Raw genomic sequence first — 25635 nt, 5'->3', positions numbered from 1 at the left:
GGTCATTGCGCGGCCTCCGTGGATTGATGCGCAGGTTTGGGTTGGCGACGCAGCAGCGACAGCAGCCAGACGAAGCAGATAGGCACGAAGATCACCCCCAGCAGCGTGGCGCTGAGCATTCCGCCGATCACCCCGGTGCCGATGGCGCGTTGGCTGGCGGCGCCGGCTCCGCTGGCGATCACCAGCGGCACCACGCCGAGGATGAAGGCCATGGAGGTCATGATGATCGGTCGGAAGCGCAGGCGTGCCGCCTGGATCGCGGCGTCGCGCAGGCTGTGGCCCTGTTCCCAGAGCTCCTTGGCGAACTCGACGATGAGGATCGCGTTCTTCGCTGCCAGGCCGATGATGGTGATCAGGCCGACCTTGAAGTACACGTCGTTGGGCAGGCCGGTGACGGTCACCGCGAGCACCGCGCCGAGGGCGCCGATGGGCACGATGAGCATCACCGACAGCGGGATCGCCCAGCTCTCGTAGAGCGCCACCAGCAGCAGGAACACCACCAGGATGGCCAGGGCGAACAGTTGGCTCGCCTGGCCGCTGGCGACTTTCTCCTGGTAGGAGAGGCCGGTCCATTCGTAGCCGATGCCGGCCGGCAGCTCGCTCACCAGACGCTGCATTTCGGCCATGGCCTCGCCGGTGCTGACGCCGGGCGCGGCATCACCGGCGATGCGGATCGACGGATAGCCGTTGTAGCGCGCCAGTTGCACCGGGCCTTCTTCCCAGCGGGTGCTGACGAAGGCGGACAGCGGCACCAGCTCGCCGTTGCTATTGGGCACGTAGAGCTTGAGCACGGCCTCCGGGGTCATCCGGTCGCCTTGTTCGGCCTGCACCACCACGCGTTGCTGGCGGCCTGCGTTGGCGAAGTCGTTGATCACCGAGGAGCCGAAGGCGGTCGACAGCGCACTGCTGATGGACTCGAAGCTGACGCCCAGGGTGCGCGCCTTCTCTCGGTCGATCTCCAGGCGCAGCTGGGGTGCCTCGGCGAGGCCTTCCATCATGGCGTAGAGGATCTTCGGATTGCCGTTGGCCTCACCGAGCAGCTGGTCGCGGGCCGCCAACAGTGCCTCGCGGCCGAGCCCGGCGCGGTCCTGCAGGCGCAGCGAGAAGCCGCCGGAGTTGCCCAGGCCGTCGATCGGCGGCGGGGTAACGGCCATGATCGCGCCGTCGCTGATGCCGGCGAAGCGCTCGTTGATCGCCGCGGTTTCCGCCTCGGCGGACTGCGATTTGTCACGCACGGACCAGTCCTTCAGGGTCGGGAACGCCAGTGCGGCGTTCTCGCCCATGCCGGAGAAGCTGAAGCCCATCACCAGGAAGGACGAGGCCACGGCCTCGCGGGACTTCAGGAACTGCTCCAGTTCCTGGCCGGTAACGTCGGCACGCGCACGGGTGGCGCCCGGCGGCAGCTGGATGTCGACGATCATGTAGCCCTGGTCTTCCACCGGCACGAAGGATTCCGGCAGGCGCAGGTAGCTGTAGCCGAGCAGGGCGACGATGCCGGCGTAGATCAGCATGTAGCGCCCGGCGCGTTTCACCAGCGCGCTGTTGAGCCGCGTGTAGCGCTCGGTCAGGCGAGCGAAGCCGCGGTTGAAGGCGCCGAAGAAGCCGCGCTTCTCGTGATGGCCCGCCGGGATCGGCTTGAGCAGCGTGGCGCACAGCGCCGGGGTGAAGGTCAGGGCGAGGAAGCCGGAGAACAGGATCGACACCGCCAGCGACAGGGAGAATTGCTGGTAGATGACGCCCACCGAGCCGGCCATGAACGCCAGCGGCATGAATACCGCCGAGAGCACCAGGGTGATGCCGATGATCGCGCCGGACACCTGGCCCATCGCCTTGACGGTGGCGGCAGGCGGGGAGAGGCCTTCCTCGGCCATGATCCGCTCGACGTTCTCCACCACCACGATGGCGTCGTCCACCAGGATGCCGATGGCCAGCACCATGCCGAACATGGTCATCATGTTCACCGAGAAGCCCAGCAGGTACATCGCCGTCAGCGTGCCCAGCAGGCACACCGGCACGACGATGGCCGGGATCAGGGTGTAGCGCACGTTCTGCAGGAACAGGAACATCACCAGGAATACCAGCACCATGGCTTCGAGCAGGGTGTGGATGACCTTTTCGATGGCCACGTCGACGAAGCGCGAGGTGTCGTAGGGCACCGAGTACTCGACGTCGTCGGGGAAGTTCACCGACAGCTCGGCCAGTCGTTCCTTAACCAGGGCCGCGGTCTGCAGGGCGTTGGCGCCAGGGGAGAGCTGGATGGCGCCGGCCACGGTGGGCTTGCCGTCCAGGCGCGCGGTGAAGTTGTAGCTCTCGCTGCCCACTTCCAGGCGCGCCACGTCGGCCAGCTTGACGGTGGAACCGTCCGGATTGGCGCGCAGGACGATACGGCCGAACTCCGCCGGATCGTCCAGGGTGCCTTTCACGGCGAGGGTGGCAGTCAGCTCCTGCTCGGTGCTGCCGGGGGACGCGCCGAAACTGCCGGCCGGCACCTGCACGTTCTGCCCGCGAATGGCGTTGCCCACGTCATCGATGGACAGGCCGTAGCCGACCAGTTTCTGCGGGTCGATCCACACGCGCATGGCGGCTTCGGAGGAGAAGAACTGCAGCTTGCCGACGCCTTGTACGCGGCGCAGCTCGTTGTTGATGTTGCGCGCGGCGTAGTCGCCCAGGGCGGTGGTATCGGTGCGCTGGGAGCCTTCCTTGTAGTTCAGCGCGTAGATCAGCAGGAAGCCTGCACTGGTCTGCTCGACCTCCAGCCCCTGCGTGAGCACGGCCTGGGGCATGCGTGCCTCGGCCTTCTTCAGGCGGTTCTGCACATCCACCTGGGCCAGCTCCGGGTTGGTGCCGGGCTGGAAGGTGACCACCACTTCGGCCATGCCGTTGGAGTTGCTGGTGGATTCGAAATAGAGCAGGCCCTTGGCGCCGTTGAGCTCCTCCTCGATCACGCTGGTGACCGAATCCACCAGCACCTGCGCCGAGGCGCCGGGATAGGTGGCGGTGACGGTGATCTGTGGCGGCGCCACGCTGGGATACTGGGCGACCGGCAGCAGCGGAATCGCCAGCAGGCCGGCCAGGGAAATGAACAGCGCCACCACCCACGCGAAGTTGGGGCGCTTGATGAAGAACAGTGACATGGGGAATTCCTCGGCGCTGCCTTACTGACGCGACGCCTGCTGTTGCTCCTGAGCGTGACGGGCTTCGACCTTGGCGCCCGGTTGCAGGCCGGTGAGCCCGCCGACGATGACCTGGTCGCCGCTGGCCAGGCCCTGGCTGATCTGCCAACGCGAACCCTGCATGGCGCCGGTCTGCACCTGGCGGGTCTCGACGCGGCTTTCGGCGCCGATCACCAGCACGTGAGCGGTGCCGTCGGTGGCGCGCTGCACGGCGCGTTGCGGCACCAGAATGGCCTTGGCGTCGGTGCCCTGCGGGGCAGTGACGCGCACGTACATGCCCGGCAGCAGCAGGCCGTCGGCGTTGTCGAACCTGCCGCGCAGTGAGACCTGGCCTGTGCCGCGATCCACCGAGATATCGGTGAACAGCAACTCGCCCTGGCGCTCGTACTGTGTGCCTTCGACGCGCAGGCTCAGGGCCTGGCTCTGGCCAGCGGGGAGGTTGCCGCTCTTGAGCGCTTCACGCAGGCGCAGGGCGTCGGCTACCGGCTGGGTGAAGTCGGCGTAGATCGGGTCGAGCTGCTGGATACGCGCCATCAGCGTGGCGTCGCCCTGGCCGACCAGCGCGCCCTCGGTCACCAGCGCGCGGCCGATGCGCCCGGAGATCGGCGCCTTGACCGAGGCATAGCCCAGGTTCAGGCGTGCGGTTTCCAGGTCTGCCTGGGCCGAGCGCACCGACGCCTGGGCACTGCGCAGGTCGGCGGTGGCGGTGTCGAAGTCCTGCTGGCTGACCGCTTCGATCTTCACCAGTGGCTCGTAACGCTTCACCCGTGCCTGGGCTTCCTGCTGCGCCGCCTGGGCTCGCGCCAGTTCGCCTTCGGCGCGGGACACGGCAGCCTTGAGCGGCGCCGGATCGATCTGGAACAGCAGGTCGCCGGCCTTCACGTCGGCACCTTCCTCGAAGCGCTTCTGCACCACGATGCCTGCCACCCGCGCCCGCACCTCGGCAACACGCATCGGCTCGATACGCCCCGGCAACTCCGACGTCAGGGTGAGAGGTTCGGTTGCCACCGCCACCACATCCACCGGGCGCGCCGCCTCCGCGGCCGCCGGTGGTTCACCGGATTGTCCGCAACCGGCCAGCGCCAACGCTGCCACCAACGCACTGATTGTCCCTACTGCACGCAACCTGCCCATGTTTCACCTGGGATCTGTCTATCTGGAAAGGTGCGTATGATCCTTTCAAACTCAAAATGAGTCAATAATGTCTCATTTGCTTCTGTGGTGTATAAAATGTGTCATGACCTTTCAAAAGAGAGGCTTCTTTCTGCACAATGAGACGATCCGCCACCTGACACGAGGCCCCTGAATGACTCTCTCCGCCCACGATGAACGTCTGCTCAAGGCGCTGGCCGTCGCCATCGTCGACCGCCCTCGGGCGACGCTGAAGGAGCTGGCGGAATCGGCGGGGGTGAGCAAGGCGACTCTGCACCGCTTCTGCGGCACCCGCGACGGCCTGATGGAAATGCTCGAGGACTACGGCCATGTGGTGATCCGGCAGATCCTCGAAGCTTCGGAGCTGCAACAGGCGGAACCGCTGGAGGCGCTGCGTCGTCTGATCGCCGAGCACCTCAGACACCGCGACATGCTGAACTTCCTGCTGTTCCAGTACCGCGCCGAGAACCTCGACATGCAGGCGACGACCGAGCGCTGGAGCTACTACACCGAGGCGGTGGACGCCTTCTTCCTGCGCGGTCAGCAGAGCGGCAGGTTCCGCATCGACATTACCGCTGCGGTGTTCACCGAACTCTTCCTCTCCATGCTCTACGGCATGGTCGACGCCGAGCGCTATGGCCGCGCGGCCAGCTCCAGCTCCGCGCAGGTGCTGGAGCAGCTGTTCCTCCACGGTGCGCTGGTAAAAAACCAGGCCTGAGTGCGGGCGCGGGATCGGCGGGTGGCCGGGTGGGGCGGTTTTCCGTACCATTGCGGCCCCTTCGCAGTCCCCGTCCCGAGTAGAAAATGAAACCCGCCCGCTTGCGTGCCGATGTCCTGGCCGGACTGACCACGTCCTTCGCGCTGGTGCCCGAGTGCATCGCCTTCGCCCTGGTCGCCCATCTCAACCCGTTGATGGGCCTGTACGGCGCCTTCATCCTCTGCACCCTCACCGCGCTGTTTGGCGGTCGCCCCGGCATGGTCTCCGGCGCCGCCGGCTCGATGGCGGTGGTCATCGTTGCGCTGGTGGTGCAGCACGGCGTGCAGTACCTGCTGGCGACGGTGCTGCTGGGCGGGCTGGTGATGATCCTGTTCGGCCTGTTGCGCCTGGGCAAGCTGGTGCGCATGGTGCCGCATCCGGTGATGCTGGGCTTCGTCAATGGCCTGGCCATCGTCATCGCCATGGCTCAGCTCGAGCACTTCAAGGACGGCGAGCACTGGCTCAGCGGCAACCCGCTCTACGTGATGCTGGGCCTGGTGGCGCTGACCATGGCAGTGGTCTACGGGCTGCCGAAGCTGACCCGCGCGGTGCCGCCGGCGCTGGTGGCGATCCTGGGCGTTGGCCTGCTGGTCTACCTGCTCGGCCTGCCGACGCGCACCCTGGGCGATATGGCGCACATCGCCGGCGGCTTGCCGCAGTTCGCTTTGCCCGAGATCCCCTGGACCCTGGAAACGTTGCGGATCATCGCGCCTTATGCCTTCCTCATGGCCATGGTCGGCATCCTGGAAACCCTGCTGACGCTGAACCTCACCGACGAGATCACCCAGACCCGCGGCTTCCCCGACCGCGAGTGTGTGGCCCTGGGCGGCGCCAACATCGTCTCCGCCCTGTTCGGCGGGATGGGCGGCTGCGCCATGATCGGCCAGACGGTAATCAACCTCAGCTCCGGTGGTCGCGGCAGGCTTTCCGGTGTGGTCGCCGGGATGATGATCCTGCTCTTCGTGCTGTTCCTCTCGCCGTTGATCGAACGCATCCCGCTGGCGGCGCTGGTGGGCGTGATGTTCGTGGTGTCTCAGCAGACCTTCGCCTGGGCGTCGCTGCGGGTACTGAACAAGGTGCCAGTGAGCGATGTGCTGGTGATCATCGCGGTGACCGCCATCACCGTCGCCACGGATCTGGCCATGGCGGTGTTCTGCGGCATCATCCTGGCGGCGCTGGACTTCGCCTGGAAGCATGCCCGCGAGCTGTATGCGGACGTCCAGGACGAGGCCGATGGCAGCAAGCGGTATCGCGTCCATGGCACGCTGTTCTTTGCATCCACCACGCCTTTCCTCAATCAGTTCGACCCGGCGAATGACCCGCAGCAGGTGACCCTGGACTGCGCGCACCTGAGCTTCGTCGACTATTCCGCCATCGCCGCATTGATGACCCTGCGCGAGCGCTACCACAAGGCTGGCAAGCACCTGCGGGTGGTGCACCTGTCCGAGCGTTGCAAACAATTGCTCAAGCGGGCCGGCGCCCAGCACGCTTGAGCATTCGCGAGACGGTCGAACCTGTAGGAGCGAGCTTGCTCGCGAACGGGGTTTCAGGGGATGCCGGCGCTGGGGGGTTCGCGAGCAAGCTCGCTCCTGCAAGAAACGGGCGGTCTAGCTGTTGAGTTCTTGCCAGACACATTCCAGCGCATCGGCGTCGAGCATCAGCTGGCGCGCGGCGCAGCGGATGCGCCGAGCCTGCTCTTCGGTGACGTTGCAGGAGCACAGCTCGCGCAGCAGTTCGGCGGCGACTTCGTTGTTGAAAGAGGTGGTCCGAACGGTACGCAGAAGGTGGTTGCGATGGTTCGACATGATGATCTCCGGCATGCGATGACAGGCTCGCCGGTGTGTGTCCAGGCGATGTGTGGCCAGTTGCCGGGTTCGGCATCTCAATCGGAACCTGAGGATGCACCCTTTGTTGAGGCCTTCGCCATCGAATGAATTCTGATCTGAGGGGGCGGGTCGTTCAGGCGCCGCACAAGGATGGGCGAAGCAGGACGGCCGTCACATACAGGCCGACCCCGAAGACCAGGTGAGTTAGCAGGCTGTGCAGTCGCGCCTTCGTCGGGTTGGCTGTCTTCGCGGCGGCGATGCCCAGGCCGAATGCCGGCTGCATCAGCAGGAAGGGCGCCAGCACCGTCACCATGCCGAAGATCAGGGCGGCGGCGCAGGTGGGGTGACACAACCAGCCAGAACCGGCGAGCAGGACGAACGTCACGGCGAAGACGATGCCGGTCAGATAGTGCAGCAGCCAGCCCATCATGCGTTCACCTCGCACCGGTGCCGCCTGGCCGATGGCTGGGTGGTAGAAGCGGCCGCGCGGCATATGGCCGACCCAGCGCCCGAGCAGGGCGTAATCCAGCGACGGCACGCCCAGCAGTTGCTTGCGCAGGACGGCCCAGCCATCCATCAGCAGGGTGGCACCGATACCGATGGCTGCGACGTGCAGCAGGAGCGCGAGGGGGTTGGGCATGGCTGATTCCTTCGAGTGAGTCGATGGAACCAGCATCCCGGTTCAAGTGGACTTGAGGTCAAGCCCCGCTGGCGGTGCGCTGGCTCAGCCTGGACCCCAGCACATAGAACACCCCGCCGCCGACGATGAAGACGCCGAGCATGACGAACACCCAGTGCGGCGCGAACAGGGCGAGGAAGTAGCCCACCAGGATCGGCCCGAAGGCGCCGCCGAGGTTGGCCAGGTTCTGCGTGCCGTAGTACACGCCGCGCAGGTGTGGCGGGGCGATGCGGTCGATGAACATGTACTCGGCGGGAATCACGATGATCTCGCCCAGGGTGAAAACCACCATCGCCAGCCCCCAGTGCCACAGGCTTTGAGACAGGCCAAAGCCGATGATGCCCAGCACGAACAATCCGAGACCGACGATCAGCCAGCGCTGCAGGTGCTCATTGCCGATGCGCTTGCCCAGCAGGTACTGCAGGGCGATCACCGTCACGGCGTTGACCCCCAGCAGCGTCTGGATCACCTGATAGGCGTACTCCGCCGTGCCGGTGGCCACCAGGTATTGCGAGAGGTAGGCGGAGAACTGGCCGAACACCACGGCAGTGAGCACGCCGCCGATGGTGAAGTACATCAGCCGGTGGTCCTTGGCCAGCACGCCGATCACCGCGATGAACGACGGCGGGGCGACACCTTCAGCGGGGCGCATGCCACGGTCGCCATAGCGCGCGAAGGCCAGCAGGAAGAGTGCGCCCAGGCATGCCGACAGCACAAAGGGCAGGTGCTGGCTCCAGTGCGCCAGGGCGGCGCCGATGAACGGGCCGATGGCGTAGGCCAGGTTGATCAGGGTGTAGCGGATGGAAAACGCGCGGCCCTGTTCACCGGACGGCAGCAGGCGGCCGAAGATGGTCTTCACCACCACGTCGGTGACCGAGTAGGCGAAGTTGAAGCCCAGCAGGAACAGGAAGAACAGCCATAGCTGTGTGGTCAGCAGCATGCCGGCGAAGGCGGCGACGAAGCAGGTGCCGAAGCCGAGGATCAGGCGAAAGCCCGGCAGGCGGTCGATCAGGAAGCCGCCGTAGAGGCTCAGCAACGAGCCACCGAACAGCGCGCCGCCCATGATCAGGCCGATGCGGTTGACGGGCAGGCCGAACTGGGTCGAGAGGTAGATCACCAGGTAGGGCAGGGTAATGGCGCGGCCCATGGTGAGCAGGAAGGTGCCGCTGAGCAGCAGGTTGACCTGTAGCGGGTAACGCTTGAGCGCGGCGAGCATTCCATGCCTCGGCTGTCGAAGGAGCGGGTAGACGCCCGATCCTATCAGCACCCGCTTGGTGCATGGCAAGCGCCGAAGGCTCTGCTGAGCCCTCGGCGTGCCCGCGCGGTCAGCTGCTGCCGTGCTTGCCCTGCGCCTTCAGTTCGGCAACGGTCTTGCCGCCTACGCCCCAGGCGTCGGTGGCGATCTCCTGGATCACCACATAGGTGGTGGACGGCGGCTTGCGCAGCACGCGCTCGAGCAGTTCGGTGACGCCTTCGATCAGTTGGCGGCGCTCGTCGGCGGTGACGCCTTCGTCGGTCACCTGGATGTTCACGTAGGGCATTGCGATTCTCCGTTGTTGTTCGAAAGGTTTGCTTACCAGACGCCAGTGGTGGAGCCGCCGTCGACGTTGAGGATGGTTCCGCTGACGAAGGTCGAATCGGTCAGGTAGAGCACCGCGTCGACGATATCCTGCGGATTGCCGATCTCGCCACTGGGCGACAGGCCGCGAAGGAATGCGCGGGTGCCTTCGTCATCGGGGTGCAGCGGGGTCTCGATGATTCCCGGTGCCACGGCGTTGACCTGCACGTGGGCAGACGCCAGCTCCAGCGCCAGGCCCCGCACCGCGCTGTTCAGGCCGCCCTTGATCAGTACCGGCAGCAGCGCCGGGACCTTCACGTTGGGCTGCATGGCGATGGAAGCCGTGATGGCGACGATATGTCCTGAACCCTTGGCGGACATGTGCTGCGCGGCAACCTGGGACGGGTAGAAGAAGCCCTTGAGGTTGGTGTCGACGATGGATTCGAGGTCTTCCTCGGTGTAGTCGCCCACCGGCTTGGCGATGAAGATGCCGGCATTGTTGATCAGGATATCCACCTGGCCGAAAGCCTCGATGGCCTGGGCGAACAGGCGTTTGGCGGTGCCCGGTTGGGCGATGTCGCCGGCTACGGTAAGGAAGTTGTGCGGGTTGCCCAGCCGGGCGGCGGCTTCGTCCAGGCGGGCCTGGGTGCGGGCGTTGCCGACCACGTTGTAGCCGCGCTCCAGGTAGGCGCGGGCGATGGCGAAGCCGAGGCCGCTGGAGGCGCCGGTAACGATGACAGTCTTGCTCATGGTATTGCTCCGAGAGTGTGGCGGGGCGGGGTGCCCGCGTCCTGGAGGCCAATCTAGGCTGCAATCTAGGCTTGAAAAATGAGGTAGACGGCATTTGAATTGATACTCCATGTAATCAATCGAGCGCGCCATGCCCCGCCACTTCGACGACCTGCAACTGGGCAGCATCGAGTTGTTCTGCCTCGCCGCGGAAACCGGCAGCTTTACCGCGGCGGCCAACGAGGCAGGGATCACACCCGCCGCGGTGAGCCGTTCGGTGGCGCGCCTGGAGGAGCGCCTGGGCGTGCGTCTGTTCGTACGCACCACGCGGCAGATGCGCCTGACCGAGGACGGCCGCAGTTACTTCGAGCAATGCCGCCAGGCGCTGATCCAACTGGTGGACGCCGAGCGCGCTGTCAGTGGAGGCCAGAGCGTGGCATCCGGGCGGTTGCGTATCAGTGTGCCGACGCCGTACGCGCATTACCGGTTGTTCCCGCGGCTGCCGGAGTTCCGCCGGCGCTATCCGCAGGTGCAGGTGGATGTGCACGTCAGCAACCGCAACATCGACTTTGCGGGCGAGGGGTATGACCTGGCGATCCGTGGCCGCGACCCGGCGGATTCGAGCCTGGTGGCGCGGCGCCTGGAGGAGGCGGAGAACGTGATCGTCGCCACGCCCGAGTACCTGGCGCAGGCCGGCATACCGCAGACGCCGGACGATCTCGCCAGGCACGAATGCATCCAGTTCGAACTGCCCAGCACCGGGCGGCGCGTGCCCTGGACATTCCGCGTGAATGGCAAGCCGGTGGAGAGGGAGACAGCCGGCAGCTTTACGGTGCTGGAGGACTACCTCGCCACCGTGACCCTGGCCAAGTGTGGCGGCGGATTGATGCAGACGTATCGATTTACCGTGCAGGACGAACTGGAGCGGGGCGAACTGGTGGAGGTGCTGAAAGACTACGGCCAGACCACACGGCCATTCCTGCTGATCTACCCCCATGCGCGCCACGTACCGTCGCGGGTGCGTGCGTTCATCGAGTTCATGCTGGAGACGCGCACGTAGGAGCAGGCTTCATTGGCGATAGGTTCGCCACGGCGCCGGTCCTGAAGGGATCGCTCAGACCAGCCCCTTCCCCTGCAAATGCTCCCGCAGGTACTCGATAAACACCCGCACCTTGCGCGTGCTGCGCCGGTGCGGCAGGTAGAGCACGTGCACCCAGGGCCCGAAGGCGCTCTGGTCGCGCCAGCAATCGGGTAGCTGCTCCACCAGCTCGCCGCTTTCGAGGTAGGGCAGCGCGCTCCATTGCGGCAGGAACTGCAGCCCCTGCCCGTCCAGCAGGCAGGAGAGCAGGAAATCGTAGTTGTCGCTGGCGATACGCGGCACGGGCTGGCGGATGCGCAGGCGCTCGCCGTCCTTCTGTACCCACCAGAAATTCCGGTTCAGCAGCGGGTGGCGGAAGATCAGCCAGTCGTGCTGCTCGTAATTCTCCAACGTCACCTCCAGACCCTTTTCCGCGAGGTACCTGGGGCTGGCGCAGAGCAACAGGCGGTTCTCGATCAGCGGCTGGGCGATGACGTCCGGCAGGTCGATGGGGCCGTCGCGCAGCGCGATGTCGTAGCCGCCTTCCACCAGGTCGACGAACTCGTCCAGCAGGTCCACCTCCAGGCGTACCTGCGGGTGCTCGCGCAGAAAGCGGCAGCACACCGCGTTGAAGAAGGCCGGGGCGAAGGAGGGCGGCGAGACGATGCGCAGGCTGCCGCGCAATTCGGTCTGCAGCTGTTCCACTTCTTCTTCGGCCCGTTGCAACTGCATCAGCGCCTGGCGTGCGCCTTCCAGGTAGATGTGCCCGGCTTCGGTCAGCGCCATGCGTCGCGTGGTGCGCTCGAACAGGCGCTGGCCCAGATCGGCCTCCAGCTGTGCCACGCCCTTGGTGATCGCCGAGGGCGTCTTGCCCAGCTGTTCGGCGGCGCGGCTGAAGCCGCCGTGGTCGGCGGTGGCGACGAACATGGTGAGGGCCGTCATCTTGTCCATGGATTGCTTCCTGACAGGAACAGAAGTTGTGCGGGAAGTCAGTGTTAAAGCCGCCGGGGCTTTTGCTTAACCTTCGTCACAGATCAACAATAACGAAGGCTTTGCGATGAAACTACTGATTCCGGCGCTGGTGTCGGCGGCTTGCGCTTTTTCCTCTATGGAAACTATGGCCGCCGCCGACCTCATCTTCCACGGCGGCAAGGTCTACACCGCCGAACCCGGCCAGGCGCTGCAGCAGGCGGTGGCGGTAGAGAACGGCCGCATTCTTGCGGTGGGTTCCGATGCGCAGGTTCTCAAGCTCCGGCAACCGTCCACCCAGGTCATCGACCTGCAGGGTCAGGTGCTGATGCCCGGTTTCATCGATGCCCATACCCACCTGGTGAAGGGCGGCCTGCAGATGCTCCAGGCCAACCTGGACAACCAGGACCTGCCGCTGGCCGAGTTCGAGAGCAAGCTGCGCCAGTGGCGTGACGACGGCCGCGCGCGGCGTGGTCAGTTCCTCTATGTCGGCGGCGTGCCCACGGCGTACTGGGACGAGCTCGGCGAGCTGCAGCAGCGCTTCAACCAGGGTGAATGGGCGAAGCAGCCGATCCTCCTGGCGGGCGGCGACTACCACACTGGCTGGGCCAACCAGGCTCTGCTCGACCTGGCGGGCATCGATGTGGCCAAGGTCAAATCGCTGAAGGGCGAGGAGCAGGCCACCATCGGCCACGGCGCCGACGGCAAGCCCAACGGCTTCCTGGTGGATGCCGGCTTGTACCCGGTGCAGGCGCTGTTGCCGCTGGCCAGCAACGACGAGCTGCTCAAGGCGCTGAAGGGCGCGCAGAGCTACTACCACGAGCTGGGCATCACCGCCTGGATGGAACCCCTGGCGAACGAGAACCCCGGAGGCGACATCCACAACGACTCCGTCGGCGTGCTGCCGGCCTACAAACTGCTGGCGGAGCAGGGCGGGCTGACGGCACACGTCGCCGCGCTGCTGATGGCCGACTCCAAGGCCACACCGGCCGACCTCGACGAGCTGGACAAGGTGCGCCAGCAATTCATCGATGTTCCCAACCTGACGTTGCCGGGCATCAAGGTCTTCGCCGACGGCGTGGCCGAGGTGCCGGCGCAGAGCGCGGCGATGCTCGAGCCCTACAGCAATTCGAAGAAGTACGGCGAGTTGCTGATCGATCCCAGGCACTTCGGTGAGCTGGTCAGCGCCGCCGATGCTCGCGGCTGGCTGGTGCACATCCATGCCATTGGTGACCGCGCGGTACGTGAATCGCTCAATGGCATCGAGCAGGCGCGCAAGGATCGCCACAGCGGCATCCCGCATTCGATCACTCACCTGCAGATGGTCAATCCCAGGGACTTCCCGCGCTTCAAGGCGCTCGACGTCATTGCCGCGATGCAGCTGTACTGGGCTGCCGCCGACGAGAACAGCGTCGACCTGGTCAAACCCTACGTCAGCGCCATGGCCTTCCTGCACATGTACCCGGCGCGTTCGCTGCTGAAGAACGGCGCGACCATTTCCGGGGCCAGCGACTGGCCGATCACCACGCCCGATCCGTGGAAGGCCATCTACCAGGCGATCCAGCGCGTCGGCCCGAAGGGTGTGCTCAACGCCGCCGAAGACATCGACCGGCAGACCATGTTCCAGGCCTACACCCTCAACGCCGCGCGCACCATGCGCCTGGAATCGAGCATCGGGTCGCTCAAGCCGGGCAAGCAGGCGGACCTGATCCTGCTCGACCGCGATGTGTTCACGGTCAAGCCCGAGGCGTTGCGTGATACCCGAGTGCTCAAGACCTGGTTCGCCGGCCGCGAAGTCTATAGTCGTCCGAGCGACAAACTCTGATCCAACCGCAGCGCCCCGGCGCTGCGACCCCGATGAAAAGCAATTGCAGGAGCCTTGCCGTGATTCTTCACACCTTCACCACCGACATCCGCGACCCGCTGCAGCGTGGCCGGCAGATCGGCGAAACCTTCGCCGAGCAGATCCGCCAGAGCGTGGCGCTGTACCTGGATTTCTTCCCGCGCGTCGGCGTGGAGATCGACAAGGCGCGCGCCATCGGTGAAGCCAGCCTGGCAGCGCTGGCCGACTGGTGCCCGGCCTTGGCGAAGGAAGTCGAAGGCCTGGCCCTGGGCGTCGGCCTGCCGCTGTGGCAGTTGGCGGCGCTGAACGCCCGCACCGAAATTCTCGCGGTGATGCCCGAACAGCCGGTAGAAGGTGAATGCTCCACCTCCGTCCATGCCCCCGCCGGCAGCACTGCGCCGCGCAGTTTGCAGACCTGGGACTGGCACGACAGCCTGGTGCCGCACGGCCTGCTGCTGGGCTTCACCGGCAGCACCGGCCTGACCGCCAAGCTGTTCACCGAGTTCGGCATGCTCGGCAAGATCGGCGTAAACAGCGCAGGGCTCGGCGTGCACTTCAACATCCTGCACCACACCAGTGACGACGGCAGCGCCGGCGTGCCAGTGCATGCGATCGCCCGTCGCGTGCTGGAAGAAGCCACCAGCGTCACCGAGGCCATCGACATGGCCCGTTCGGCGCGGGTCAGCGCATCCACCGTGCTCAGTGTGTTCACCCGCAACGACGTGCGCGCCCGCGCCGCCAGCATCGAGATGAGCCCCGCGCACACCGCCGTAGTGGTGCCGCGCGAGGATGGCTGGCTGCTGCACACCAACCACTTCCTCGACGGTGAACTGAGCTGGGGCGAGCGCACGGCGGACGTGTCCACCACCTACGCGCGCCTGGAGCACCTCAAGGCCGCTACCGCCGGCATGACCGGCAAGGCCCTGCGCGAACGTGCCGACGCCTTCTGCGGCGCGGACGGCGACCAGGCGGTGGTGTGCTTCCACCCGGACATGTCCGAACCGGATACCGAACGCTGGGAAACCCTGCTGAGCATCGGCCTGGACACCACGAACTGCGCCCTGGAATACGTCGCCGGCACGCCGAAGAAGCTGGCGGATGAGGGGTTCCTGCGTTTCTGAAAACGTGATGCCAGCTGGTCGCACCCTCTCCCCAGCCCTGGCTGCGCGCCCCGCTCCGAAGGGAGAGGGAGCTGACGGAGTTGCCGATTGGCAAGGTGTTCCGCTTGATGCCGGACAGTCCCCTCTCCCTTCAGGGAGAGGGTTAGGGAGAGGGGCGCGTCAGAGCTCCATTAGTCCGTAGGGCGCATAACGCGTCAGCGTTATCCGCCGCCGAGCTACCGGCGGATAACCCACTCCGGGTTATGCGCCCTGCGTATCACCACATACAAACCCACGCCCCGCGACGGCCCCGCAGCCGCCGCGCGGGTTTCGTGTTGCCACAAAAACAAGAGTGAACCGCCATGATCGACCACACGCCCGCAGCTCCCGGCTCGCGCTCGGCCTTTCGCACCTTCTGCGTTTCCGGCATGGGTACCGCGCTGGAGTTCTACGATTTCGTCATCTACGGCTACGCCGCCGCACTTATCTTCCCGCAGCTGTTCTTCCCCGGCATGGATCGCCTGACCGCCGTGCTGGTCGCCTTTGCGGCGTTCGGCGCCGGCTTCTTTGCCCGTCCGCTGGGCGGCGTGGTGTTCGGCCACCTGGGGGACCGCTACGGCCGGCAGAAGGCGCTGGTCGCTACCCTGGTGCTGATGGGTCTGAGTACCTTGCTGATCGGCTTCCTGCCAACCCACGCCAGTATCGGTGCGGCTGCGCCCGTCCTGCTGGTGCTCCTGCGCCTGGTGCAGGGCTTCGCCGCCGGCGGCGAGTGGGGCGGGGCGGCGCTGTTCGGCATCGAGGTCGCGCCCAAGGGGCGCCGCGGCCTGTGGGGCAGCTTCACGAGCATGGGCATTGGCATCGGCGGTATCTTCGGCTCGGCAGTGTTCGCCATCGTCAGCTTTGCCTTCGACGATGACCTGAGCGGTATCGCCTGGCGCATCCCGTTCTGGCTCGGTGGCCTGCTGGTGCTGATCGGTCTCTACGCGCGCCTGCAGAACACCGCGCCGCAGCCCAGGACCGCGCCGAAGGCCGAGGCACGCATGCCGCTGATGGAGGCCTTCCGCCGCCGTCCGCGCGAGCTGCTGCTGTGCATCGGCATCGCCTTCGGCTACGTCACCATCGCCTACATCGGCAGTACCTTCTTCCTCGCATACGCTACCGATATCGGATACAGCAGCAGTCAGGCCTTGCTGTTCGACTTCTCGTTGTCGGTGGCGATCGTCGCCTCGGCACCGTTCTTCGGGCACCTGTCGGACCGCTTCGGTCGCCGCGCTGTGATGATCTTCGGGGCGGCGATCATGGCGCTGGGGCTGTTTGCCTTCTTCCCGCTGATCGGGCTGCACAGCTTGCCGCTGGCGCTGCTGGCGTACGTCGCCGTGGGCTTCTTCATGGGCGCGACCCAGGGGCCGATCCCGGCGTTTCTCGCCGAGCAGTTCCCGCGGGAAATGCGCTATTCGGGGATTTCCTTCAGCTACCAGATCGGTGCGGCGCTGGGCGGCGGCACGGCGTCGAGCATTGCCACGGCCATCCTCATCGCCACCGGCCGCAATCCGTTCGGCGTGGCGCTCTACGGCGCGGCGGCACTGTTGCTGGTGGCGGTGTGTTCCTGGCTGCTACGGGAAACTTCGCACCTGCCCATGGAGGTGATCGACCGCGACGACGCTGCGCCAGACACCGTATCGCTGCAGGCGATCAACTGACAGCGCGCGCCCTGGTGCCCGGAACGAGGCCGAGCACCAGGGCACAGCCGGTCAGGATGATCAGCGCACCTACGCCCTGCATCAGCGACAGGCTCTCGCCCAGTACCAGTGCGCCGACCAGCACGGCGACCACGGTGACGACGAATTCCACGCTGATTGTCCTGGTGGCGCCGATGCGCGCCACAAGCTGGAAGTAGACGACGTAGTTCACCGCGCTGAGCACGCAGCCGCATAGCAGCAGGAAGAGGAAGTCGATGGGCTGCGGCGTGCCGGGCACCGGCACCCAGATCAGCAGCGGCAGGGTCAGCAGCCCGCCGATCCCGAAGGCGCCGCAGGTCACTTCCCAGGGCCCGGCGGTGCGCAGTTTCAAGCTCGCGTAATTGCTGCCGAAGGCCGCGCACACTGCGCCGAATACCGACGCCGCGCAGCCGAGGATGAACTCGTGGGTGACCGGCACCGCCGGGAACCCCACCAGCAACACCATGCCGCAGAAACCCAGCACCAACCCGCCCAGGCCGCTCCAGGTAATGCGCTCCAGGCCCCAGAGGCGGCCGATGAGCATGGAGAACAGCGGAATCCCGGCGACGAAGATTGCCGCCATGGCGGTGCCGATGCGTGGTGTGGCGTAGGTCATGCCGATCAGTTGGCCAGCCACCGTCGTCGCGCCGACCACGCACAGCGGCTTCCACAGCCCGTCGAAATTCAGCCGGCGCCCGGACAGTCTTGCCACCGCAAACAGCGTGAAGCTGGCAATCAGCGCGCGGAAGCTGACTGCGCCGACCCAACCGAACCCGGCGATGGCCTTGAGCAGCACGAGAAAGGACAACCCCCAGCCGATCGCGAGGAACAGGTAGGCGGCAAGGTCGCGCGGTTGCATACGACTCCGGTGACGCGAGGCAGAAGGTGGGCCACCGAAGCGCGGCGGCGAATGCGGCTATCTTGCCGGGCGCTGGTGACGCTTGGGAAGGCGGCGCAGCGACGTTTTTTCTGTCTGCGGGCGCTGTGCTACGCGTACGCGCATTCGACGCGATTGCGCCCCGACGTCTTGCCCCGGTAAAGCGCGGCGTCGGCCTGCTGCATGTACGTATCGAGCGCTTGTGTGCTGGTGAAATTGTCCGAAACGCCGATGGTCGCGGTGCAACGGATCGGCTGGTCGGTGTCGATCCCCAGTACTTCGCTGTGCTCAATGGCGGCACGCGCACGCTCCGCCAACTGGAAGGCACCGGCCCTGTCCGTGTCGAGCGCGACAAGGACGAACTCCTCCCCGCCCAGCCTGCACGTCAGGTCGCCCTGGCGGGCAGTGGCCTTGAGCAGCTCGGCCACACGGCACAACACCAGGTCGCCCACTTTGTGGCCGTGGGTATCGTTGATGCGCTTGAAATGGTCGATATCCACGATCAGCAGGTAAGCGGACACAGCGCCGTGGGAGCGGAAATGCACATCCAGCGCCTCGGTCAGCCCGCGCCGATTGAGCAATTGGGTGAGCGGGTCATGGGCAGCCATGGTGCGCAGTTCATCCGTGAGGCGGCGCAGCACGAGCCAGACGGCGCAAGGCGGAAGCACGGTGCCAAGGAACGACATGTAGATGTAGAAGATCTTCTGGAAGCCGCTGCTCATATCGAGCGCCGCCAGCCCTCCCTGGAGGATCATCACGAACTTCGCAGCGTTCAGTAGGCAGATTCCGCCGATCAGCACGGCGAACACGATCATTTCGACTCGCAGGTCCCTGGCGACGGTGCGCCGCGCATAGAGCACCGCCACCGCCATGGCCAGGAAGAGCAGCGCGCACGAGCCTGCCAGCAAGGCATGGCGCGCCTCGCTGCCGAGCGTTGACTGCACCACCACCTGCAAGGCCGTATAGAGGGCGGCCAGCGCGAGCAGTGGCCGCCAGACCGGGGGCGGGCGATCGAAGAAACGCAGGGCGCCCAGCACGTACGCTACCGGGGCGCAGAGGGTCAGCGTGTGGTTGATCAGGCTCATCGCCCCCCAGCTCGCAGGGCCGCCTAGCAGTTGCAGAATGTAGGCGAGCCCCAGCAGCAGGTTGCCGAGGGCGAAGACTTCCATGCCCATCTTCTTGCCATTCAACCTGGTGCTGATCAGCAGGAACATCACGCAGAAACAGAGCAGGTGCACGCAGAGCATGCTGAGGATGACTGTGGTGACCATGGGCTCGCGTCAGTGAAAACGTCGCATAGGGGGGGCGAGTGTCGTAGGAGTGCTGGGCGCGTACCTGGCGTACTCGACGGGTTTGTTCCGGGTTTCGGAGCCTAACCAGAGGCGTTGTGCCAGGCAATTGATGTATCGGCCGGTTGGCGGACTTCATGAGCGAGGACGTGCCGGCGATGCGGAGATAGCCTGCGTTGCCTGGCGATGGCTGCAGCGAGGCTCGCCGTCAGGAGCTTCGGCTGGTAGGTATTGGTGAGGAGCGACGGAGCTCGGAAGGTGAAGGCCCGCCAGTGGCGGGCCTTTCTCATGTTGCTGGTGCAGGGTTTCTGGCGATGGAAGACGTGTGCGCCCTGGCTGGCTTCAGCGCGCCGCCCAGGCGTTGAAGCGTTGTTGCAGCTGCTCGCCGTGGTCGGCCCAGAAGCTGGCGTTCATGGCCAACTGCTTGTCCAGGTTCTGCGGCGCGCTCGGCAGGTCGCGGGCCTGGGCGGGGGCAATCTCAGCGGCGGCGGCGAGGTTAACCGGGCCGTAGGCGATATGGTCGGAGTAGGCCTTCTGTTGCTGGGGCTGCAGGGCGAATTCGATGAATTTGCGGCCTTCGGCGGCGTTTTTCGCGCCCTTGGGAATGGCGTAGGTCTCGATGTCGTAGATGCCGCCGTCCCACACCACCTTCAGATTGGTTTCGTTCTGCACCGCGGCGATGCGGCCGTTGTATACCGCGCTCATCACCACGTCGCCGGACATCAGGTACTGCGGCGGTTGCGCGCCGGCTTCCCACCACTGGATGTATGGCTTGATCTCGTCGAGCTTGCGGAAGGCACGGTCCTGGCCCTCCTGGGTGGCGAGCAGGTCGTAGATGTCCTTGTAGGGCACGCCGTCGGCCATCAGCGCGTATTCCAGGGTGTACATCGGACTCTTGCGCAGGCCGCGCTTGCCCGGGTACTTCTTCACGTCCCAGAAGTCAGCCCAGCCGGTGGGTGCGACTTTCAGCTTGTCGGCGTTGTAGGCCAGCACCGTTGACCAGACGAAGATGCCGGCGCCGCACGGCTGGATGGCGCCCTTGACCAGCTTGGGCGCCAGGGCGGCGATGGCCGGGTCGCTGCCCAGTTCCTCCAGCAGGCCGTCGTCGCAGGCGCGGGTCAGTTCGGGCATTTCGAGCTCGACCACGTCCCAGGTGACGCTGCCGGTATCGACCTGGATCTTGACCTTGGCCATCTCGCCGTTGAACTCGTCGGCGATGATCTTGCTGCCGGTCTGGGCGCTGTAGGGCTCGTAATAGGCTTTCTGTTGCGCGGCCTTGTTGGCGCCGCCCTGGGAGGCGACGGTGATATCGGCCAGGGCAAGGCCTGAAAGACCGGTCAGGGGGAGGCAGGCGAGGGAAAGGACAACGGCGCTGCTCAGAGACTTTGGCATTGTTATGGGCTCCGATGGGGCTTCGTGAGGCTGCGTGAAGACAGGGGGCCGGGTGTCGGTGACGACACGGCCTGTGCTCCAGTCTCCGCGCGGCGCGCTCGGCGAGACATCAGACAGATTTACAAATCGCTCTTGGGTGGTTCATACCTTTGTACGGATTTCAGCTCGCGCGCCCGATGTGATCCTTGCCCGGCGCCCGCGATCTGTGTGCAGAACCACCGTCTGCTGGAGACCCCATGCCCATTTCCATACAGGACATCATTGACGATCCCGCCCTGGCGACCCGCCTGGTGGCCGGCGCCAGCCATGCCAGCAGGAAACTGCGCTGGGCGCATGCGTGCGAGTTGCCGGACCCGGCGCAGTGGCTGGGCGAGGGCGAGCTGCTGATGACTACCGGCATAGGCATCCCGGCGGGTGCGGAGCCCCAGCGCGACTATGTCGAACGGTTGGCCGCGGCCCGTGTCGCCGGGCTCATGCTGGGTGAGAACATGCAGGCGCCCAGGAACATCGAGTCGCTGCTGGCCACGGCGCAACGCCTGGATTTCCCTCTGTTGCTGATCCACAAGTCGGTGCCGTTCTCGGCGGTGGCGCGGGCGATCATCGACACCAGCAAGCAGGAGGAGCTGGAGCGCCGCGGCGCAGTGACGCGCATCTACGAGAGTGCCCGCATGGGCTTGCGCAATAACGGCCTGGAGTTTCTCCTGCAACGCCTGGCCGCGGATCTGCGCACGTGCCTCTATCTGTTCGACGCCCAGACCCTGGAGCCCTGGCATCCGGGTCTTGCGCCTTTGCCGTCAGGCTGGCGCGAGCGCCTGGGCAGGCGCAGCGGCACAGCAACCACGGTGACCCGGCATGCCTCCGAGGAGGGCGAAGCGTTGTCCATGGCGCTGCCATCGATTCCGGCGTGCAAGGTCCTGGCGTGCGGCGGCCTGCTCGACTACGGCCTGCTGCACCATGTTACGGCGGTGCTGGGCATCGAGTTGGAGCGCCAGCAGGTCGAGCAGGAGCGGCTTCTGCGTCAGGGCTGGGAGCTGCTGGATGATCTGCTGCGGCAGCGGCTGAGCGAGCGGCCTGCCCACGAGCGCCTGAGCGCGATGGGCTTCCCGGTGGGCAAGGCGCTGTTCGGCATTGCCCGCTGCCAGGCGGAACTACCCGAGCGCTGGAGCCAGCGCCTGCACCTGCAGGGTGTGGCGGTGCTGGCGCGGGCCCAGGGCGAGGAACTGATCCTGCTGCTGGCGAGTGCCGATTCGGCGCAGACGGTACAGCAGGCGCTGGATTGCCCGCTGGGGCTGTCCGACCCCCTGGGCCACGCGGGGCGCACCAGCGAGGCGCTGCGTGAAGCGCGCCTGGCCCTGGCGCACACCTCGGCCAGTTGTCCGCTGGCGCACTATGCGCGTTCCGCCGGCGAGCTGCTGTGGCTGCCCTCCAGCCTGGAGGAAGCGCTGCTGGTGCACCGCCGGGCGCTGGGAGCGCTGGCCGACTATGACGGCGAGCATGGCGCCCAGCTGGAGCACACCCTGCTGGTGTTCCTGGAGCAGAACCGCTCGTGGCAGAAGACCGCCGAGCGGCTCAGCGTGCACCGGCAGACGCTGGTCTATCGCATCCGCCGAATCGAGGAGATCACCGGCCTCTCGCTGGACTCCACCGAGGACGTCGCGGTGCTCTGGATTGCTCTGCGAGCGGCGCAGATCGCCGGGCTCGGTGCCGGCCTCAAGGGATGATCACGAAGCTCTTGCGCAGGGTTTCACGGATGTCCCAGGTGCCCTGGCAGTCTGCCGGAAAGAGGATGGCGTCACCGGCGCGCAGTTCGATCGGCTCGCCGCTGTCGGGAACGAAGAAGCCGTGGCCGCTGATGAAATGGCTGAACTCGCGCTGCAGGATCTGCCGGCGGAACCGCCCCGGCGTGCACTCCCACACGCCGGTGAGCAGGCCGCCCTGGCCTTCGGCGGCATGGGTAGCCGCCTCGGCGATCGGCGAGCCGACCGGCTCCTTGGCCGGCACGGCGGCAGGGAGGTCGAAGCGGGCAGTATCGGGCAGGTGGATCGGCGGGTTCATGGCGTTCTCCTCGCGCACTCAGGCGCTCTTGTCTTCCAGGCCCACGGGGGCGAATTTGGCCAGTCGCAGGTCGATCCACGACGGCTTGCGGTTCTGTGCCTCGGCCTGCTCCTTGCGCTGTACCGCGCCGCGCACCATCAGGCCGCCGACATAGCGCACCGGCTCGGGCGGGAAGCGCTTGGGCTGCCGGCCGACCAGGCCGCAGCGGCTCCATTCGTCGTTGCGCCCCAGCACCAGGCTGGCAAGGATGCGTGCGCCCAGGCGGGTCGGTCCGACGCCGTTGCCGCTCCAGCCGATGCCGTAGAAGATGTGGGGCGCGCCGTCGAGGTGGCCGAACACCGGCATGCTGTCGTAGGTGCGGTCGATCGGGCCGCACCAGGCATGGGTGATGGCCTCGTCGGCGAGGTTGGGATAGGTGCGGCGGAAGTCCTGCTCGGTTTCCTCGGTCAGGCGCGGGTTGTCGTCGAAACTGTCATCGATCCGGCTCGCATAGTTGATCATCCCGGTGCCCTTGCCGAAGGCGATGCGGCCATCCTGGGTGGTGCGGTAGAAGTCCACCATCAGTTGCGAATCGGTGATGGATTCGCCGCCGGTCCAGCCGATCTGCTCCAGCCGTTCGGGCATGGGTCGGGTCGCGACTATGGTGCTGGTGACTGGCAGGACCAGGCGGCTCAGTTCCGGGATCTGCGCGGCCCAGGCGTTGGTGGCGAGCACGACGCGTGGCGCGGTCACCGAACCTTCGGGAGTGCGCAGCACGGCCGGCTGGCTGCGCTGGATGTCGTCCACAGGGGTGTTCTCGAAAATGCGCACGCCCTTTTCCAGGGCGACCCGGCGCAGACCGCGGGCAAGGCGGGCGGGTTGCACGGTGGCGTTGCTGTCCTCGATCACACCTTCCAGGTGTTGGCGCGAGCCGGCGCGGCGCTCGACTTCGTTGTCCGGCAGGGTGCGAAACACCTGGGCGCCGAGGCTCTCACAGGTGCGCTGCACACCTTTCCAGGAGCCGCGCTGGGCCGCGGTGGTGGCGGTCCACAGCCAGCCGCCACGGCGGAAGTGCGCATCGATGCCATGCTCTTCGCAGAACTGGCCGATCTCTGCGATGTTCGTCTCCGAGGCGCGAGCCAGGCGTAGCGCTTCCTCCTGGCCGCACTGCGCCACCAGCGAGCTGATCTTCGGCCACCAGGACATGACGAAGCCGCCGTTGCGACCGGAGGCGCCACCGCCGCAGATGTCCCGCTCGAGGATCACGATGCGGCATGTCGGGTCCAGCTCGAGCAGGCGCAGGGCGGTCCACAGCCCGACGAAGCCGCCGCCGATGATCGCGACATCGGCATCGAGATGCTCGCGCAACGGTGCGGAAGGGGTGAGTTCGTCGGCGATTTCCTGGAGCCAGAGCGAGCGTTTCATGGCGAGAGTCCGTGGGTTGTTGTTTCCCCCTAATCTCGCTGGAGTGGGCCTGCGTACCTATCATCCATTCCTAACGTTCAAGCACTGCCGTTTCATACAAATGCTCAAATCGCGCCCTTGGCCCAGCGGTCCCGTGGCAGTTCATAACAGAGCCACTGGACGGGTGTGCCGGAGAGGTCCAGCACCGCCTCGTAGGCCAGCTCCGCGCCCAGTTTCGCCGTACCTTTCTGCGAGCGGATGTTGCTCGGCGCGATGTGGAACCACACGCGCTCGAACTGCGCGAAGGCGTGGCCGAGCATCAGCGACTTCAGCTCGAGGTTGGTCGCGCCGCCCCAGTAGCGGTGGTTGATGAAGGTGAAACCGATGCCGATGTCGTCTGGCTGGTCCGGCACCGGGTAATAGCGCGAGCAGCCGATGGCTTCGCCGCTTGCCCGGTCGAGGACCAGCAGGCAGCCGCCGGCGTGTACCAGAAACTGGAAGTAGGGCTCGAAGACCTCGCGGCGATAGCGCTCGGTGGCCGGGTGGCCGGCCCAGGTTTCCGCTGAGTTGGCGGCAGCGTAGAGAGCGTCGAAATCCTCTGCGCGTAACGGACGCAGGTGCAGGGTGTCGCCGAGCAGGGTCGGCTGGTCATTGAAGGTGGTCATGCCGGGCTCCGGGATAATGGGAGCCCAGCTTACGTATGGATTGGCCTGTAGCAGAGTGCCAATCGCAAGGTCTTCGAGGGTGCCAGTGTGCGTGTCAGTCGGCGCAGATTTTCAGGATCGCCCGCGCCGCAGCGTCGGTGCCGCGCGAGGCCTGCATCTGTTCGCGCACGGCGGTCAGTCGTTGCTGCATGGCAGTGTCCGCGAGCAGTTCGGCCAGCGCGCCGGGCAGCGCCACGAGCGGATTCTCGAAGCGCGGCAGGTAGCGCGCGACGCCGACTTCCTCGGCGCGCCGGGCGTTGTCGTGGCCGTCCCAGCAGTAGGGAATGATCACCGACGGCAGGCCGAAATACAGCGCCTCGCAGAAGCTGTTGTTGCCGCCATGGTGGATGAACAACTGACACTCGCGCAGTACCGCAGGCTGCGGGTACCAGCTGTCGAGGTAGACGTTGTCCGGCACCGTGTCGTAGTGCTCGCGGTAGGCGCCGACGTTGATCAGGAAGCGGTAGGGCAGTTGCGCCACGGCGTCGATCAGCCGGCGCATCATCGCCACGTCGGCCGCGCCCAGGCTGCCGAAGCTCACGTAGATCAGCGGCGCGTCGTTATGCCGGGGAAATTGCGGCGGGATGTACGGCGCCTCGCTGCGCACGCAGCCGTCGAGGTACAGATAGCGCTCGGCCGGCAGCGGTTTTTCGCGCTCATAGCGCACCGGTGTCGGCGACAGCAGCAGATTGAGCCAGGGCGAATCCTCGAGGAACTGGCCGGCGGGCAGGGCGGGGTGGCCGCACTCCGCGAGGAAGCGGGCGAAGCGCTCGTGGGCCGCTTTCGTTGCTTGCAGGTAGTGCTCGCGATACGTCGCGCAGGCCGTTGCATCGCTGCTGCTGGCGCCGGACAGGTAGGGCGGCACGGCGGCGTCGGGCAACTCGGTTTCCGCGCACGAGACCATGCGCACCCAGGGGCAGCCGGCGGCCGAGATGGCCGGGAAACTGACCACGTTGTCCAGCACGATGGCGTCGGGCTTTAGCCGGGCGAGCAACTGCTGCAGCGGCTTCTCCGACTCGATGGCGGTGTCGATGATCGCTTCCCAGGCCGGCGCCACATAGCTGTCGATCTGCGCCAGGGGCGGCTGGTCGAAGTAGGGGACGTTGCGCTCGATGAAGCGCTCCCAGTAGTGCTGGTGGTCGGCGGCGGAGAGCGGCGAGTCCAGCTGCAGCGGGTACTCGGCGAAACCGTACTCGGCGAAGATGCCCTGGAAATGCGCGTGGCAGATGAACACCGGGCGCGCGCCGAGCTCGCGCAGGGCCTGGGCGATGCCAATGCAGTTCAGCGCGGCGCCGAAGCTGGCTTCGGGGAAGAAGGCGATGGTTCTTGTTCTTTGCGTCATGGGCACATCCG

The 25635-nt window shown here is 66.2% G+C and carries 22 protein-coding genes; 7 read left to right on the top strand and 15 right to left on the bottom strand.

The window, feature by feature from the left end; genetic code table 11:
* Positions 1–2 precede the first annotated feature (2 nt).
* Together AC2T4A_RS21635 and AC2T4A_RS21630 are read right to left on the bottom strand one after the other, a co-directional pair.
* Positions 3–3134 carry a multidrug efflux RND transporter permease subunit gene (locus AC2T4A_RS21635; protein WP_486741752.1) on the bottom strand — a complete coding sequence of 1044 codons (3132 nt, stop codon included), beginning with the start codon at positions 3132–3134 and terminating at the stop codon, positions 3–5.
* Positions 3135–3155: 21 nt separating this feature from the next.
* Positions 3156–4307, bottom strand: coding sequence for a MexC family multidrug efflux RND transporter periplasmic adaptor subunit (locus tag AC2T4A_RS21630; RefSeq protein ID WP_416751080.1), 1152 nt, complete (start codon positions 4305–4307; stop codon positions 3156–3158).
* Positions 4308–4479: 172 nt separating this feature from the next.
* Here AC2T4A_RS21630 and AC2T4A_RS21625 point away from each other — a divergent pair, with 172 nt between their 5' ends.
* Complete coding sequence (locus AC2T4A_RS21625) at positions 4480–5043, top strand: TetR/AcrR family transcriptional regulator (protein ID WP_416751082.1); 564 nt, start codon at positions 4480–4482, stop codon at positions 5041–5043.
* 86 nt (positions 5044–5129) lie between these two features.
* Positions 5130–6575 (top strand): SulP family inorganic anion transporter, encoded by a 1446-nt coding sequence (locus AC2T4A_RS21620; protein ID WP_486741751.1) that lies wholly within the window; start codon positions 5130–5132, stop codon positions 6573–6575.
* Between the two features lie 114 nt (positions 6576–6689).
* Here the strand turns inward: AC2T4A_RS21620 and AC2T4A_RS21615 are convergent, their stop codons facing one another.
* From AC2T4A_RS21615 to AC2T4A_RS21595, 5 genes are all read right to left on the bottom strand, one after another.
* A complete protein-coding gene (locus AC2T4A_RS21615) occupies positions 6690–6887 on the bottom strand; it encodes a hypothetical protein (protein WP_416751086.1) in 198 nt (65 codons plus the stop codon).
* A 154-nt stretch (positions 6888–7041) separates the two neighbouring features.
* The gene (locus AC2T4A_RS21610; RefSeq protein ID WP_486741750.1) at positions 7042–7548 is read right to left on the bottom strand and encodes a DUF2938 domain-containing protein; all 507 of its coding nucleotides are present in this window, start codon (positions 7546–7548) and stop codon (positions 7042–7044) included.
* 58 nt (positions 7549–7606) lie between these two features.
* Positions 7607–8803, bottom strand: a complete 1197-nt coding sequence (locus tag AC2T4A_RS21605) for an MFS transporter (RefSeq protein WP_486741749.1) — start codon at positions 8801–8803, stop codon at positions 7607–7609.
* Positions 8804–8912: 109 nt separating this feature from the next.
* Complete coding sequence (locus tag AC2T4A_RS21600; RefSeq protein WP_138216719.1) at positions 8913–9128, bottom strand: tautomerase family protein; 216 nt, start codon at positions 9126–9128, stop codon at positions 8913–8915.
* A 32-nt stretch (positions 9129–9160) separates the two neighbouring features.
* On the bottom strand, positions 9161–9895 hold the full coding sequence (locus AC2T4A_RS21595) for an SDR family NAD(P)-dependent oxidoreductase (RefSeq protein ID WP_416751093.1): 735 nt from the start codon (positions 9893–9895) through the stop codon (positions 9161–9163).
* 130 nt (positions 9896–10025) lie between these two features.
* Between AC2T4A_RS21595 and AC2T4A_RS21590 the strand changes: the two genes are divergently transcribed.
* The gene (locus AC2T4A_RS21590; RefSeq protein WP_486741748.1) at positions 10026–10934 is read left to right on the top strand and encodes a LysR family transcriptional regulator; all 909 of its coding nucleotides are present in this window, start codon (positions 10026–10028) and stop codon (positions 10932–10934) included.
* Between the two features lie 54 nt (positions 10935–10988).
* On the opposite strand, the gene AC2T4A_RS21585 is transcribed toward AC2T4A_RS21590, so the two are convergent.
* Positions 10989–11903, bottom strand: a complete 915-nt coding sequence (locus AC2T4A_RS21585) for a LysR family transcriptional regulator (protein WP_478378036.1) — start codon at positions 11901–11903, stop codon at positions 10989–10991.
* Positions 11904–12009: 106 nt separating this feature from the next.
* Here AC2T4A_RS21585 and AC2T4A_RS21580 point away from each other — a divergent pair, with 106 nt between their 5' ends.
* From AC2T4A_RS21580 to AC2T4A_RS21570, 3 genes are all read left to right on the top strand, one after another.
* On the top strand, positions 12010–13746 hold the full coding sequence (locus AC2T4A_RS21580; RefSeq protein WP_416751099.1) for an amidohydrolase: 1737 nt from the start codon (positions 12010–12012) through the stop codon (positions 13744–13746).
* A 59-nt stretch (positions 13747–13805) separates the two neighbouring features.
* On the top strand, positions 13806–14885 hold the full coding sequence (locus AC2T4A_RS21575) for a C45 family autoproteolytic acyltransferase/hydrolase (RefSeq protein WP_486741747.1): 1080 nt from the start codon (positions 13806–13808) through the stop codon (positions 14883–14885).
* Positions 14886–15226: 341 nt separating this feature from the next.
* A complete protein-coding gene (locus AC2T4A_RS21570) occupies positions 15227–16564 on the top strand; it encodes an MFS transporter (protein ID WP_416751103.1) in 1338 nt (445 codons plus the stop codon).
* Here the strand turns inward: AC2T4A_RS21570 and AC2T4A_RS21565 are convergent.
* The 3 genes from AC2T4A_RS21565 to AC2T4A_RS21555 all read right to left on the bottom strand — a co-directional run bounded on the left by AC2T4A_RS21565 (position 16557) and on the right by AC2T4A_RS21555 (position 20140).
* Positions 16557–17441, bottom strand: a complete 885-nt coding sequence (locus tag AC2T4A_RS21565) for a DMT family transporter (protein WP_416751105.1) — start codon at positions 17439–17441, stop codon at positions 16557–16559. The two genes, AC2T4A_RS21570 and AC2T4A_RS21565, sit on opposite strands and share 8 nt — an antisense overlap.
* 128 nt (positions 17442–17569) lie before the next feature.
* Positions 17570–18730: a GGDEF domain-containing protein gene (locus tag AC2T4A_RS21560; protein ID WP_486741746.1), complete on the bottom strand. Its 1161-nt coding sequence runs from the start codon at positions 18728–18730 to the stop codon at positions 17570–17572.
* Positions 18731–19090: 360 nt separating this feature from the next.
* Positions 19091–20140: an ABC transporter substrate-binding protein gene (locus AC2T4A_RS21555; protein WP_486741745.1), complete on the bottom strand. Its 1050-nt coding sequence runs from the start codon at positions 20138–20140 to the stop codon at positions 19091–19093.
* A 236-nt stretch (positions 20141–20376) separates the two neighbouring features.
* On the opposite strand from AC2T4A_RS21555, the gene AC2T4A_RS21550 reads away from it, so the two are divergent.
* Entirely contained in the window at positions 20377–21861 is a 1485-nt protein-coding gene (locus tag AC2T4A_RS21550) for a PucR family transcriptional regulator (protein WP_486741744.1), read from the top strand.
* On the opposite strand, the gene AC2T4A_RS21545 is transcribed toward AC2T4A_RS21550, so the two are convergent.
* From AC2T4A_RS21545 to AC2T4A_RS21530, 4 genes are all read right to left on the bottom strand, one after another.
* Positions 21851–22195 carry a cupin domain-containing protein gene (locus AC2T4A_RS21545; protein WP_486741743.1) on the bottom strand — a complete coding sequence of 115 codons (345 nt, stop codon included), beginning with the start codon at positions 22193–22195 and terminating at the stop codon, positions 21851–21853. The two genes, AC2T4A_RS21550 and AC2T4A_RS21545, sit on opposite strands and share 11 nt — an antisense overlap.
* Positions 22196–22213: 18 nt before the next feature.
* The gene (locus AC2T4A_RS21540) at positions 22214–23599 is read right to left on the bottom strand and encodes an NAD(P)/FAD-dependent oxidoreductase (RefSeq protein ID WP_486741742.1); all 1386 of its coding nucleotides are present in this window, start codon (positions 23597–23599) and stop codon (positions 22214–22216) included.
* A gap of 104 nt (positions 23600–23703) precedes the next feature.
* The gene (locus tag AC2T4A_RS21535; protein WP_486741741.1) at positions 23704–24243 is read right to left on the bottom strand and encodes a GNAT family N-acetyltransferase; all 540 of its coding nucleotides are present in this window, start codon (positions 24241–24243) and stop codon (positions 23704–23706) included.
* A 94-nt stretch (positions 24244–24337) separates the two neighbouring features.
* Positions 24338–25624: a glycosyltransferase gene (locus AC2T4A_RS21530; protein WP_486741740.1), complete on the bottom strand. Its 1287-nt coding sequence runs from the start codon at positions 25622–25624 to the stop codon at positions 24338–24340.
* Positions 25625–25635: the final 11 nt, after the last annotated feature.

The sequence above is a fragment of the Pseudomonas sp. PVC-3-1 genome, assembly GCF_057444315.1.
Note: the sequence above shows the minus strand (reverse complement) of the source record. Positions and strands in the feature narration are given on the sequence as shown.